At 72.2% G+C, this 13406-nt stretch carries 12 protein-coding genes; 3 read left to right on the plus strand and 9 right to left on the minus strand.

Annotation, left to right across the window (positions count from 1 at the left end; all coding sequences use genetic code 11):
- Positions 1-5: 5 nt before the first annotated feature.
- The 6 genes from K8556_RS16075 to K8556_RS16100 all read right to left on the minus strand — a co-directional run bounded on the left by K8556_RS16075 (position 6) and on the right by K8556_RS16100 (position 6682).
- Positions 6-1445 carry a hypothetical protein gene (locus K8556_RS16075; protein WP_223740955.1) on the minus strand — a complete coding sequence of 480 codons (1440 nt, stop codon included), beginning with the start codon at positions 1443-1445 and terminating at the stop codon, positions 6-8.
- 317 nt (positions 1446-1762) lie between these two features.
- On the minus strand, positions 1763-3007 hold the full coding sequence (locus K8556_RS16080; protein WP_223740956.1) for a hypothetical protein: 1245 nt from the start codon (positions 3005-3007) through the stop codon (positions 1763-1765).
- An 8-nt stretch (positions 3008-3015) separates the two neighbouring features.
- The gene (locus K8556_RS16085; protein ID WP_223740957.1) at positions 3016-3327 is read right to left on the minus strand and encodes a 4a-hydroxytetrahydrobiopterin dehydratase; all 312 of its coding nucleotides are present in this window, start codon (positions 3325-3327) and stop codon (positions 3016-3018) included.
- A gap of 75 nt (positions 3328-3402) precedes the next feature.
- Complete coding sequence (glpK, locus tag K8556_RS16090; protein ID WP_223740958.1) at positions 3403-4887, minus strand: glycerol kinase GlpK; 1485 nt, start codon at positions 4885-4887, stop codon at positions 3403-3405.
- Between the two features lie 213 nt (positions 4888-5100).
- Positions 5101-5337 carry a hypothetical protein gene (locus K8556_RS16095; protein WP_223740959.1) on the minus strand — a complete coding sequence of 79 codons (237 nt, stop codon included), beginning with the start codon at positions 5335-5337 and terminating at the stop codon, positions 5101-5103.
- Positions 5338-5698: 361 nt separating this feature from the next.
- Positions 5699-6682 carry an SDR family NAD(P)-dependent oxidoreductase gene (locus K8556_RS16100; RefSeq protein ID WP_223740960.1) on the minus strand — a complete coding sequence of 328 codons (984 nt, stop codon included), beginning with the start codon at positions 6680-6682 and terminating at the stop codon, positions 5699-5701.
- A 186-nt stretch (positions 6683-6868) separates the two neighbouring features.
- On the opposite strand from K8556_RS16100, the gene K8556_RS16105 reads away from it, so the two are divergent.
- From K8556_RS16105 to K8556_RS16115, 3 genes are all read left to right on the plus strand, one after another.
- Positions 6869-7402, plus strand: a complete 534-nt coding sequence (locus K8556_RS16105) for a hypothetical protein (RefSeq protein ID WP_223740961.1) — start codon at positions 6869-6871, stop codon at positions 7400-7402.
- Between the two features lie 4 nt (positions 7403-7406).
- Positions 7407-8249 (plus strand): hypothetical protein, encoded by an 843-nt coding sequence (locus K8556_RS16110; protein ID WP_223740962.1) that lies wholly within the window; start codon positions 7407-7409, stop codon positions 8247-8249.
- 77 nt (positions 8250-8326) lie between these two features.
- Positions 8327-8740 carry a DUF6194 family protein gene (locus tag K8556_RS16115; protein WP_223740963.1) on the plus strand — a complete coding sequence of 138 codons (414 nt, stop codon included), beginning with the start codon at positions 8327-8329 and terminating at the stop codon, positions 8738-8740.
- Position 8741: 1 nt separating this feature from the next.
- On the opposite strand, the gene K8556_RS16120 is transcribed toward K8556_RS16115, so the two are convergent.
- The 3 genes from K8556_RS16120 to K8556_RS16130 are packed head-to-tail and all read right to left on the minus strand — an operon-like array spanning position 8742 to position 13216.
- Positions 8742-9944: a lipocalin-like domain-containing protein gene (locus K8556_RS16120; RefSeq protein WP_223740964.1), complete on the minus strand. Its 1203-nt coding sequence runs from the start codon at positions 9942-9944 to the stop codon at positions 8742-8744.
- A gap of 3 nt (positions 9945-9947) precedes the next feature.
- The gene (locus tag K8556_RS16125) at positions 9948-12488 is read right to left on the minus strand and encodes an FtsX-like permease family protein (RefSeq protein WP_223740965.1); all 2541 of its coding nucleotides are present in this window, start codon (positions 12486-12488) and stop codon (positions 9948-9950) included.
- Positions 12485-13216 carry an ABC transporter ATP-binding protein gene (locus tag K8556_RS16130; protein ID WP_223740966.1) on the minus strand — a complete coding sequence of 244 codons (732 nt, stop codon included), beginning with the start codon at positions 13214-13216 and terminating at the stop codon, positions 12485-12487. Before K8556_RS16130 ends, K8556_RS16125 begins: the two co-directional genes overlap by 4 nt.
- Positions 13217-13406: the final 190 nt, after the last annotated feature.

Raw genomic sequence — 13406 nt, forward strand, 5'->3', positions numbered from 1 at the left:
GGCGCTCAGTACTTCACGCGCACCAGGAAGACGTCGCCGCGCGTGGGCCTGAGCTTGTCCACGCCGAAGTCCGTGACGCGGTCGGTGTGGCCGAACAGCACCGCGTCGCCGTCCGGCATCAACGTCACCGCCGGCACCGCCTCCACGCCGTACAGCTCGCCGCGAGCCTCCGGCGCGGGGGCCAGGAACAGGCGCGAGGCCAGCGGCTGGCCCGTGGGGTCGAAGCGCTGGGTGAAGAGCTGCGCGGACCCCAGGCCGTCCGTGCCCGTGGCGCCGTTCTCCAGCCACGAGTACGTGTAGCCCACCACCAGCACCTCGCCGGTGGAGTGGAGGGCCACGCCCTGCACGGACGCGTCCACGCCCAGGTCGCGCGCCCAGCGCTCGGTGCCGTCCGCGCCCGTCACCACCACGAAGGGGCTGGGGCTGGCGGCGCCCTTCAGCGTCGCGCCCGCCCAGGTGAAGCCGCCCTGGAAGTCGCCGCCCGCCACCACGTCCCCGGCGGCGTCGCGGCTCACGTCCCGGGCGCTCCCCTTCACGCCGGGCCGCACCTTCGCCCAGCCGAGCGCGCCGTTCCGCCGGTACAGCGCCACGAACGGGCTGCCCGCGCTGGAGCCCTGGGTGACGTTGGTGCCGAAGCGCACGGTGCCCGTGTAGCGCCCCGCCACCGCCACGCTGCCGTCCGCGCCGGGGGCCAGGGACAGGGGCTCGGCGCTGGCGCCCTCGGACTCCGCGCTGCCCACGGCGAAGGCGCGCTCCGCGGCGCCGTCCGCCGCGAACACCGCCACGCCGGCCGAGGCTCCCTTCACGTCGTTGCCCAGGTCCACGCGGCCCGGCGCGGTATAGGCCACGTACAGCCTCCCTTCGGCGTCCGCCGCCACGTCCTTCACCGTCAGCTCACCGGGCACCCGGTACGCCCAGAGCGTCGCGCCGTCCGGGGACAGCCTCGCGACGAAGGCGCCGTCCGCGAACTTCCCCGTGCCCAGGTCCACCGTGCCCTGGAGGTTGCCGGCCAGGAGCATGCCGCCCGCGCCGTCCGCCGCCACGCGGACATGCACGTCCGCGCGCAGCGCTTCGGGCACGGCGTCCACGCGCACGTCGTACGCGTGCGTCCACAGCGTCTGCCCCGCGCCGGAGCGCCGCGTGAGCACCAGCTCCACGGCGTCATCCGTGGGCGTGCGCGCGTCCAGGTCGTCGTAGCCGTGCACGGCGGCGGTGAAGAGGTCGCCCGTGGCGTCCACCGCCAGGTCCAGCGCCAGGTCGTCCTGCGCGGCGCCCTCCTTCGCGAGCCACAGCGTGGCCCCCGACGCGGGCGGCACCTTCTCCGGCGGGTTGGCCGGAGGCGGTGGTGTCTGCGGGTTCTGATTGCCCGGCGGCGTCTGCGTGCCGCTCCCCGGCGGGGGAACCTCGCCCGGAACGGAGGGCTGCTCCGAGGGCGGGCACCCCATCTTCGAATCCTGGCAGGTGTCCGGATCGGGCGTCTCCGCCCCGCCTCCGCACCCCCACCCTCCGCCAAACGCGAAACCCAGCACCGTCGCGCCCACGACAGTCCGGCGCCACCCCCGCCCCAGATACATGGAATCCCCTCCGTGTACGGCAGGGTTCGCACGCCATCCCACCCCGGCAAATACGGCACGGAAGGTTGCTCGGCCGCCCGCTGCCGGAGGGCGCGTGGAGCGCACGCGTGGGGTTCGGGGCGCCGTGGAGGGGCGACGCGAGCACCCACGAAGGTGCTCGCGTTACCCACGCGGCGCAAAGCCAGACACTACCGCCAGAAGCCGATGGAGACGCCCCAGTTGGAGTAGCGGCTCGCCAGGTCGAACGACGCGGTGATGGACCAGTCCTCCCAGTAGCGCAGCACGAACAGCTCGAAGCCGCCGGTGAGGTGCGGCCGGGGGTTGCGGTCCTGGAAGGGGGACGGCTCCAGCCACGTGCCCGCGCGCAGGCGCAAGAGGCCCGGGAAGGTGTCCCACTCCGCGCCCAGGCGCGGCTGGAAGGTGGCGGTGTCGCCCACGGGCTGCGGCTCCGCGGTGGTGGCCAGCGAGCGCGACGCCACCGCGTTGCTCACGCTGGAGATGAGGTCCACCTGCGCGGTGATGAGCCACCGGCCGGCCAGCGCGTCGCGGGGTTCCTCGTCCGGCACCGGCAGTGCGTCTCCGTCCACCTGGAGCTGCCGCCGCGCCGCGGGGGACAGCCGGTTGTAGCGGTGCGCGCCTTCGCCCAGCCGCCAGCTCGCGCCCAGGGACAGCACCGCGGGTGACACCACGGCCGCGTAGATTTGGCGGCCCGCGATGAAGGGGCTCTGACCGTCGTCGCGGCGCCAGCCCGCCACCACCTCCGGGCGCACCGCCACGCCAATGCGGTAGGGCCGCCCGTGCGGACGGAAGAGCATGTCCACCGCCACGCCGGTGTCGCCGTAGCGCCAGGACTGGTCGCCCAGCTCGCTGAAGCTGGCCTGCGCGGAGAAGATGCCCAGCGACAGGATGAAGTCGTCCTGGCCGAAGGCGATGGAGCCCGCGAGCGTGGACTGCGTGAGGGAGACGCGCAGCTTCTCGCCCTCGCCCCGGCAGCCCAGGGTGAGGCAGTAGCCCGTGCGGCTGTTGCGCCAGAGAAAGCCGATGCCGAAGCGCTTGTATTGCAGCATCAGCGCGCCCAGGAGCTGGCGGCTGTCCACGGATTCGTCCGCCAGGCCGTCGTTGTCCACGTCCCGGCGCTTGGTGCCGGTGAAGGGCAGGTCCAGCCAGGACAGGGTGACGCCCAGGTCCCAGTCGCGCTCCAGCGACGGGCTGCGCTGGGCCAGGGCGGCCAGGTTGCTGGACACGCCCGCGGCGCCCTCCGCGATGCCCACGTAGGCGCCGCCCAGGCCCACCACGCGCGCCGACCCCAAGAGCGCGCCGGAGTTGAAATACAGACGTTCCGGACGGGGCTCCGTGGGAGCGTCGTCCTGGGCCAGGGCCGGGAGCGCGGCGAGGGACACCGCGCACGCCAGGGCCGCCAGGGTGCCACGCACGCCGTGAATCACCGGACGGAGGTCCCTTCGCTGAAGAGGCGGTCCGCCTCCGCCGCCAGGGCGGTGTCGCGGGACGTGAGGCCGCCCGCGTCGTGCGTCACCAGCGCCAGCGTCACCTTACGCCACCGGATGTCGATGTCCGGGTGGTGGTCCGCGGCCTCCGCGGCCTTCGCCACGCGCTCCACGAAGGCGATGCCCTCCAGGAACGAGGGCGCTTCGTAGGTGCGGCGGATCATCCCGCCCTCGTGCGTCCAGGCGGGGTGCTGGGTGAGGAAGGTCTGGAGCGCATCCGGGGAGAGCAACGTGCGGTCGTAGGCCATGGCGGCCGTTCTACCCGCTCCCCCGCCCGATGGAAGCCCCGGCGCGTTCAATGCGCCGGGCTCCCCTGTGTCACTTCACGCGCGAGAAACCGCCTGCTTCCACTTTTCCAGGTGGCGCGCGCGCACCTCCGGCTTCATCTTCGGCTTGAAGGTCCGGTCCGCCTTCCACGCGCGGCGGATGGCGTCCGGGCTGGTCCACACGCCCGCGCCCAGGCCGCCCAGGAAGGCCGCGCCCAGGGACGTGGTCTCCAGGTTGCGCGGGCGGACCACCGGCACGCCCAGCAGGTCCGCCTGGTACTGCATGAGCAGGTTGTTGGCCGCGGCGCCGCCGTCCGCCTTGAAGACGGGGATGTCCCGCCCGCTGTCGCGGCGCATGGCCTCCGCCAGGTCGTGGATTTGAAGGGCCACGCCCTCCAGCGTCGCGCGCGCCAGGTGCGCCACGGTGGTGGAGCGGTCGATGCCGGCGAACAGGCCGCGCGCCTCCGGGCGCCAGTGCGGCGCGCCCAGGCCCGCGAGCGCCGGGACGAAGACGACGTCGCCGGAGTCCTTCACGCTGGCGGCCAGCGCCTCCACGTCCGGGGCCTTCTTGATGACCTTGAGGCCGTCGCGCAGCCACTGCACGGCGGCGCCCGCGATGAAGGAACTGCCCTCCAGCGCGTAGTGCGTGGTGTTGCCCAGCTTCCACGCCACCGTGGTGAGCAGCCCCGCGGTGGAGCGCACCGGCTGGGTGCCGGTGTTCATGAGCAGGAAGGCGCCGGTGCCGTAGGTGCACTTGGACTCGCCGGGCTCGAAGCACGCCTGCCCGAAGAGGGCCGCCTGCTGGTCGCCCGCCATGCCCGCGACGAGGATGCCGTCCGGCAGGCTGCGCATGCCGCGCGTGGTGCCGTACACCTCCGCGTTGCCGCGAATCTCCGGCAGGCACGCGCGCGGCACGCCCAGCAGCGAGCACAGCTCGTCATCCCAGTTGAGCGTGCGCAGGTCCATGAGCAGCGTGCGGCTGGCGTTGGACACGTCCGTGACGTGGGCGACGCCGCCGGTGAGCTTGTGGACGAGCCACGAGTCCATGGTGCCGAAGCACACGTCGCCCTTCTCGGCGCGCTTCTTCGCGCCCTTGAGGTGCTGGAAGAGCCAGGTGAGCTTGGTGCCGGAGAAGTAGGGGTCCAGCACCAGGCCCGTCACCTCCCGCACGCGGGGCTCCACGCCCTCGGCCTTGAGCCGCTGACAGATGTCCGCGGTGCGGCGGTCCTGCCAGACGATGGCGCGGGCCAGGGGCTCGGAGGTCTCGCGGTCCCAGAGGCCCGTCGTCTCGCGCTGGTTGGTGATGCCCACCACGGCGATGTCGCGGCCGGTGAGGCCGGCGTCCTTGAGGGCGCGGGCGATGCACCACTCGCTGGTGTTCCAGATGTCGATCAGGTCGTGCTCCACCCACGACGGCTTGGGGAAGTGCTGGGTCAGCTCCTTGTAGGAGCGGCCCACCACCTGCAACCGGGTATCGAGGATGGAGACGTGGGTCCCCGTGGTGCCCTGGTCCAGCGCCAGGACGTATTTCGCCTTCGCCATGCGTGCGGAGCCTCTTTCGTCGGCCAGTGGCCGGACACGGAAGGGGACCCTACCCCAAGCGGAGGCGCCCGCACCCACGGCGCGTGCGGGGATGTCAGGCACCGGGAGCAGTCCGTGGAACGCTCCCGTGCCCGCGTGGGGGTGCCGCGGCGGCGCGCCTTGCCGGGGGAAGTCCACGGTACTTCCCGGCGCTGCCGCGCGCGGCGCCCGCTTTCAGTAACCCGTGGCCCGTGAGCGGTTGTTGAAGTAGCGGCGCAGGCCGTAGGCGCCCAGGCCCGCGAGGATCATCCGGCCCAGCGAGCCGCCCGCGCCGGAGGAGCGGCGTCCCCGGTACCCGTAGCCGAGGGGACGGCGGCCGTAGGCGCTGCGTCCGCGGTTCCAGCCACTGCCCTTGAAGACGCTCCGTCGCGACGCGCCCAGCGCGCCCAGCAGGTTGGATAGCAATGCCATGGTGTCACTCCGTGGTGAGGGTTACGGGGCCGAGCGGCCTCGACGGGGGTCGGACCCGAGAAGGACGTGCGTGCGTTGAAAGGTGGGCCTTACGCCGTGTGTCGACACCCCATGTCGAACAGGAGGCACGAAAGCCCGTGTCCCGGGCCGGAGGGCAGGCGGGCGGGTGGGGGGGGAGCGCCGGGGGCGGACGAGCGTCTCCAGATTCCCATCCAGATGGGCGCACCTCCGGCGCCCCGGGGCTCCATCACGGTCAACGCGCGGGAGGGCACAGGGGCGCGCGAGACGCTCGGATTGCGGTAGGCAGTCGCGGCACGCGTGGGGGGCCGTCATCCCTGTGGGGCGGCCCCCCATGTTCTTTTCAGGCGCGCGGGACGAGTCCCTGTTCCCGCAGGAAGGCGACGGTGCGGGCCACGCCCTCCGCGAGCGGGGTGGGGCGGAAGGCCAGCTCCCGCTGGGCCCTGGCCGCGTTCACGTGGGCCTCCCAGCGCATGAAGGACAGTTGGCCGGGCGCGACGAGCGGCGTGAAGGGGAACACGCGCGCGAGCGGCGCGGACACGCGGGCCAGGGCCTCCATCAGGAAGACGGGCGCGACGGCGGGCGGCTTGCCGGCCCCCGCGGCCTGGTGGATGGCGAGCGCGAGGTCCGCGTTGCTGACGTACTGGTCGGAGACGAGGTAGCGCTCGCCGTTGACGCCGCGTTCGGCGGCGGCGAGGTGCACGTCGGTGCAGCCGTCCACGTAGACCACGGACATGCCGCCCGGCGGCAGCAGCGGGGCCTTCTTGTTGAGCAGTTGGATGAAGAAGGAGTTGAGCCCCACGTGCACGGGGCTGGGGCCGTAGACGGCGGCGGGGTTGACGTAGACGACGTCCAGGCCCTGCTGGCGGATGGCCTCCACGGCGCGCTCGGCGTCCTGCTTGGAGCGCTCGTAGGCGGTGGGCTTGGGGTGCGGGTCGAGGTTCGCCTCGGTCAGCTCGCCGCCCCGGGGCGCGGCGAAGACATCCATGGTGGACGTGTAGACCACGCGGCGCACCCTCGCGGCGTGCGCGGCGGACAGGACGTTGACGCTGCCCTGGCGGTTCACGCGGTCGAAGATGGAGTCGTCCCGCTGCCACTGCTCCGGCATGCCCGCGGCGTGGAAGACGCGCTCCACGTCCTGCATCGCGGCGGGCAGGGTGCCCGGGGACGTGACGTCACCCTGGATGAGCTTCACGGAGTCCGGGAGCAGCTTCGCGGCGCGGGCCACGTCCCGCACGAGCGCGCGGACGGAGGCGCCCTGCTTCACGAGCCGCTGCGCGATGGCGTTGCCGATGAGGCCGGTGGCCCCGGTGACGAGGACGTTCATGGGACCGGCAATCTAAGCCCCCGGGCCCGCTGGCTGTACACGGCACGCCGGCACCGGCCTTGCCGTGGCGGCGGAGGCCCCGGCGGGGCCGGGGCTTGAATCAACAAGGTGTTGCTGTCGAACGCCGGGGCATGGCAGCGTTCCAATGTGCGACATTCTAAACATTGTCTGTGGTCGTTTTCCCTGATGCTGTTGACCTCGGCGGGGGGGCTCGCAGCGGAGAAGACGCCGCCCCCCGAAGCTCCCGCCCAGGTGCGCAAGGTGGACCCGACCGCGGCGCAGACGGAGGAGTGGCTGCGCGAGCACATCGAGGCATGGAATGACTCGGAGGTGCACGTCACCGTGAAGGACTGCCGCATCATGGTGCTCGACAAGCCCCGGGAGCGCACGGAGATCGTCGACCTGCGTGGGCTGTTGCTCCCCATCGAGGTCATCCGGCTCGACAACGGCAAGGACGCGACCTTGCGGCTGCGCGTGAAACAGAAGCACACCGGCACGTATTCGATGTTCCGCAAGTGTGGCCCGGAGAACCGCTACTGCGCGGAGCCGACCGGCAAGTTCCAGAGCCTGCCCTACGTCGACCTCACCGTGACGTCGGTGACGGACTTCATCAGCGGCCGCCGGACGGACGAGGACAAGAGCCTCCGTCTGGAGCGGGCGCTGGAGCACTACTCGCGGCTTTGTGGAGCAATGGAAGATGCGCGCAACCGTCTCTTCTAGGGGAATGGTCACGGGGCTCGTGGCGCTGCTGCTCACCCAGGCGGGCTGCACCACCTCCTCCGAGTATGTCCGTGGCGAGCGCCTGCGGGAGTCCTCGCTCGGCGAGAAGCACACGGACACGCTGCGGACGAATGTGGACCCGTCCTACGTGGGCAGCGTCGTCGTGGAGCGCAACACCTGCACTGAAGTCTCCACCGAGTTCAGCCGCAAGCGCATCGACACGAAGGAGGGCCCGCCCATGGGCTCGCTCATTCTGGGCGTCGCGATGCTCGGCGGTGGTCTCGTGCTGATGTCTCAGTCGGGAGGCTCCTCCGACGAGGAGGAAGACGATGGCCTCTCCTCGGCGCTCGGGATAGGGCTGTCGGCCGCGGCCATCTATCCCCTGGTGACGGCGCTCACCGACAAGGACGTCAGACAGGTCGAGGTCGTCACCGGCGAGGTGGAGGATGTGCGCACGGAGCGTTGCGAGGATCGCTCCTTCACCCTCAAGGCGCCGCTGCAATGGAGCGTCGTCATGGGGTCGGCGCAGCGCAAGGGCCGCACCGGGAGCGACGGCACGGTGGCCTTGTCGAGCCTGCTCAACGAGATGGTGGCGGAGTCTGTCACCGAGGAGTCCAGCATCCGGCAGCTCGTCGCTGGCCGAGGCATCGGATTCCGACTGGAGTTCGAGCGGACACCCGCCGCCACCTTCCGGCTCGACTCGAAGGCGCTGCCGGACGGCTACTTCCGGCGCTTCGCGGACCAGTATCGGCAGGGGCTCGAGGGAGACGCGCGCGCCCGCTTCGAGAACTGTGAACTCATTGGCAAGTCCGCGCGTGAGTCGCTGGAGTGCTACTGGTCCCAGTAGCCTCGTCCGCGGACCCTCCCCCGAGGTTGCGCCGTGCGTGCTAAGTCACGCACGGTTCGACCTCAGGGGAGGACGTCATGACGGGAGCCATCAGCCTGGAGGCCTTGGCGGCGTACATCCGGGATGCGTTCAGGGACGTGCACATGGACACCAGCACGCCGGACCTCTTCTTCTTCGCCGGGGACGAGCGGAAGTTCCCCTTCGCGACCATCGTCACGCGGGACACGGAGCTCGACCACCACTCGGAGCTGGACCGCGATGGCGTGTTCCGGCTGAACCTGGGCTTGAGCAAGGAGAGCTTCCAGAAGCTGTTCCCGGAGCCCGACCCGAACGTGGACTACGCGGACCTGGACGTGCTCCTGCCGCACCCGACCTACGCGCGCATGTTCTGGCTGAGCGTGCTCAACCCCAGCCACGAAACGCTCCGCCTGCTGCGCCCGTACCTCAAGGAGGCCCACGACCTCCAGGTGAAGCGCGCCGCCCGCGGCTGAGTCACGGCGTGCGGCTGCGCACGGTCTCGTCGCTCCGGGGCGCGTCCGCGTAGCCCGTCATCTCCAGGTAGCCGCGCCCCTGCACGGGCTGGCCCTCGCGAGTGCCGTCCACCGTCACCGCGCCCTCCCAGTAGCGCACCAGCACCGGCAGCTCCTGGTCCGGCAGCTTCGGCGTCACCGTCAGCGCCAATGACACCTTGGGGACCTGGACGCGCCAGCCCGCCGGGTACTCGCCGCCGCGCGGGCTCTTCCAGGTGTCCCGGGGCTCCAGCTTCATGTCCTCGGCGCCCAGGTGCACGGCCTCGCCCGTCGTGGGGACGTACGTGCCCGCGCTGAAGGCGTCCTTGGACCCGTCCTTCTTGCGCAGTTGGTAGAGCATCAGCTCGCTGCCGTCGGAGAGCTGGAGCGCGAACCAGTCCCAGCCCACCTGGTCGCCGCTCAGCGCGCTGGTGCTCCACTCGCGGTCCATCCAGCTCTCCCCCTTCACCTGCACCGTCTGCCCGTCCACCGACACCGTGCCCCGCGAAGGCATGCGTGGCATCGAGTAGTAGTAGGAAGCGTTGCCCCGCTCCGGGCCCTTCTGGCTCAAACCCTTGTCACCCTGGAGCACCGGCGGCTTGCCTTCATCCAGCGTCAGCTCCAGCGTCACGCCGTCGCCCTGCGCGCGCAGGTGCATGGGCCACGTGCCGCCGTTCGTGCCTTCGCCGCGCACGTCCCAATCCTGAAGCCAGACATGGAAGGGCGCCCCGTCCGCGCCCGCCAGCCCCTGCGCCGCGCGGCTGAAGCGCTCGGTGACGTGGAACCTGCCGGCGCTCACGTCCGTCAGCGTGAAGTGCCCCATGAACACCTGCCGCGTGCCCCAGCCGGACTCACGCTGGGGCTGCTCCGGCGACAGCGCGCTGCGGAACAGCGTGAACTGGTAGCCGAAGGCGCGCCCGTCCTGCGTCTCCAGGTTTCCCGTCCAGTACCACCACTCGGTGCGGAAGTCGGGGTGGGGGCCGTGGTCCTCCGGGAAGTGGAAGGGCCGGGGCTCCATCGCGCGCGCGAAGCCCTCCGTGCCGCCGTCCCCGCCCATCGCGGACGCGACCGTCATGCCGCCCGCGTTCGCGGGGCCGGTGTCCTCCGTGTCCCGCAGCACCACGCCCACCGCCACGCCCAGCGCGGCCAGCACCACCACCACCCCGATGACGAGTCCCCGCCCCATGCCTCACTCCTCCCGCAGCGCCATGGCCGGGTTCGCGCGCGCCATGCGCCACGCCGGGTACAGCCCCGCGAGCGCCGCCGCCACCAGCGCCAGCACCAGCGCCTGTCCCACCACGCCCGGCGCCACCACCAACTGCAACGTCCACCCGAACGAGCGCTGGTTGATGACGTGCACCAGCACGTAGGCCAACGCCAAACCCAGCGGCACGGAGAACAGCCCCGCGAGCAGCCCCAACAGCCCTGTCTGCAACGACACCATGCCCCACAGTTGTCCCGGCGTGAGCCCCGTCGCGCGCAGCACCGCGAACTCGCGCGCCCGCTCCAGTTGCAACGACATCAGCGCGCTCAGCACGCCCACGAACGCGACGCCAATGGCCAGCAGGCGCAGCACCTGCGTGATGGTGAAGGTCCGGTCGAACACCTCCATCGACGCCTGCCGCAGCGCCCGGTTCGCGCGCACGTTCAGCGCCTGCTCCCCGCCCGCGCGGTCGCGCACGCGGGCCACCAGCTCGTCCACGTCCTGTCCGGGCGCGGCGAAGAGGGACAGGCCCGTCACGCCCCGGTCCTCGTACCAGTGCTCGTACGTGGCGCGCGGCATCAGCACCGTCCCCACGTCCGAGCCATAGTCGAAGTACACGCCCGCCACGTGGAAGTCGTGCGGCCCCTTGTCCGTGGCCACGCGCAGCGTGTCGCCCGCGTGCACGTTCCGGTGGAACGCGAAGGGCTCCGACACGATGAGCGCGTCCGGTGACGCGTCCAACCGCCGCCACACGTCCTCCGCGCGCCCTTCCTTGAAGCGGTACGTCCGCTCGTGGCCCTTCGCGAAGTCCACCGCCAGCAGGTCGGTGTCCACGTCGTTGACGCGCACGTGGATGACGCGGATGGAGCCGCTCGCCTCGACCCCCGGCGTGGACCGCAGCTTCTCCGCGAGCCCCGGCACCAGCGACGAGTCCCCGCGCCGCGCCACCAGCGACGGCGGTGACACGAACACGTCCGCCTGCAACGCGGACTCCAGCCACGCCGCCACCGTGCCGCGGAAGCTGGACACCATCAGGCCCACGCCCACCGTCGTCGCCACCGCGACCATCAGCGCCGCCAGCGCCACCGCCGTGCGCGACAGGCTCGCCGTCACGCCTCGCGCCGCCATGCGCCCCAGGGGACCGAAAATCGCGCCCAGCGGCCGGGCCGCCGCCACCGTCAGCTTCTCCGTCACCCACGGCACCAGGAGCGCGCTGCCCAGCAGCACGCCGAAGAGCCCCGCGTACGCCGGCAGCAGCGCCTGCGTGGGCCACGCGAGCACCGCCGTCGAGAGGGCCAGGATGAGCAGCCCCAGCACCGCCAGCCGGGGCGCCCGGTCGCGGGACACGTCCTCCACCGTCGAGCGCCGCAGCGCCGTCACCGGTGCCGCCCGCGCCGCCTCCCACGCGGGCACCAGCGCCGCCAGCACCGTCGCGCCCAGGCCCAGGCTCAGGCCCTTGATCAGCGTGAATGGCTCCAGGGACAGGCGCCGCACGTTCACCACGAAGTACAGGTCGTTGATGGTGCGGGTGATGAGGCCCACCAGGCCGCTGGCCATCAGGATGCCCAGGAGCAGCCCCGCCGCGGTGCCCACGATGCCCAGCAGCAGGGCTTCGCCCAGCACCACCGCGAACAGCTCGCCGCGCGTCACGCCCACCGCGCGCAGCCGGCCCAGCATCCCGCGCCGCTGCACCACGGAGAACGTCATCGTGTTGTAGATGAGGAACATCCCCACCACGAGCGCCAGCAGCGACAGCGCGGTGAGGTTGGTGCGGAACGCCCGCGTCATCTGCTCCACCGTGCCCGCGCGCCCGGACGTCTGGACCAGCTCCGCGCCCGGCGGCAGCGTGGCCCTGAGCGCCGAGGCCTGCGCCTCTCCGCCCTTCAGGCGCAGGTCCACGCGCGTCAGCCGGCCCTCCAGGCCCAGCACCTCCTGCGCGGTGGAGATGTCCGCGATGAGCAGCGACTCCAGCGCGCGCTCCGTCGTCTCCCGCGAAGGCGTCAGCAGCGCCGACACGCGCAGCTCCCGGCGAAGCCCCGTCACCGTCACCGGCAGCGTGTCCCCGGCCTTCACGCCCAGGCTCCGCGCCGTCTTCGCGCCCATCACCACCGTGCCCGGCCGCGTGAGCAGCGCGCCCACGTCCCCCACCGCGCCGCCCGTGGAGAAGTCCCGGAAGGGGGCCTCCGCGAAGGGATCCAACCCCAGCAGCGTGAGCGTGCGGTGGTTGCCGCCCTCCACCTGCACGAAGCCCTGCACCACGGGCGCCGCGTCCGGTGCGTCCGGCCGCAGCTTCAGCGCCGTGTAGACACCCTCCGGCAGGCCGGACGTGCCGCCGGTGATTTGGTGCGTGGCGCGGCCCGCGACGACGTCCGTGGACTGCTCGAAGGCGCGCAGCGCGCTGCCGCTCGCCAGGTCGATGGACACCACCACCGCCACGCCCATCGCGATGCCCAGCAGCGACAGCGCCGTGAGCCACGGGTGCCCGCCCAGGTGCCGCAGGCTGGAGCGCGCGAGCAGCGCCCTCATGGCGTCGCCCCCCGTCCGCGCGCGCCGCCGGGGCGGTCCACCAGCCGCCCGTGCTCCAGCGTCAGCACGCGGTCCGCGCGCTCCGCCATGGCGGGCTCGTGCGTGACGATGAGCGCGCAGGCGTTGCCCTGCCGCGTGAGCCCCTCCAGCAGGTCCAGCACCTGGCCGCCCGTCTCCTCGTCCAGGTTGCCCGTGGGCTCGTCCGCCAGGAGCAGCGGCGGGGCGTGGGCCAGCGCTCGCGCCACCGCCACGCGCTGCTGCTCTCCGCCGGAGAGCCGGTCCGGGAAGCTGTTCGCGCGCGTCCCCAGGCCCACGCGCGTCAGCAGCTCCCGCGCCCGCGCGCCGGCCTCCGCGGCCGAGCGGCCCAGCAGCTCCAGCGGCAGCCGCACGTTCTCCTCCACCGTCAGCGTGGGCAGCAGGTTGAACGCCTGGAAGATGAAGCCGATGCGCTCGCGGCGCAGCAGCGTGCGGTCCCGCTCCGGCATGCGCCCCAGGTCGCGGTCCTCCACGAGGATTTCGCCGTGCGTCGCCTGGTCGATGCCGCTGATGAGGTTGAGCAGCGTGGACTTGCCGGAGCCGCTGCGGCCCAGCAGCACCACGAACTCGCCCCGGTACAGGGCGAGCGACGTGCCGGAGAGCACCTCGCGCACGGAGTCGCCTTCCGCGTAGGACTTGGTGACGGCGCGCAGTTCGACGAGGGGCCGCGAATCGGGAGGAGAGGAGGGCATGCCGGGCATCCGACATAGCCGATGCCCGACGTCCGGGAGCGTTTCCCCGCACGACCGGCAGGGATGCCCGCTACTGGACGCCAGCAGCGCCAGGGAGCGCTCAGCCCATGACACCTGACAGGTAGGCCGGGTTGCTTTTCGTGCGTGCCGGCATGTCCCGGTGTTTGATGGCCGCCTCTTCTCGCCGGAG

This window comes from Corallococcus sp. AS-1-12, from assembly GCF_020036995.1.
In the GTDB taxonomy this organism is placed as follows: domain Bacteria; phylum Myxococcota; class Myxococcia; order Myxococcales; family Myxococcaceae; genus Corallococcus.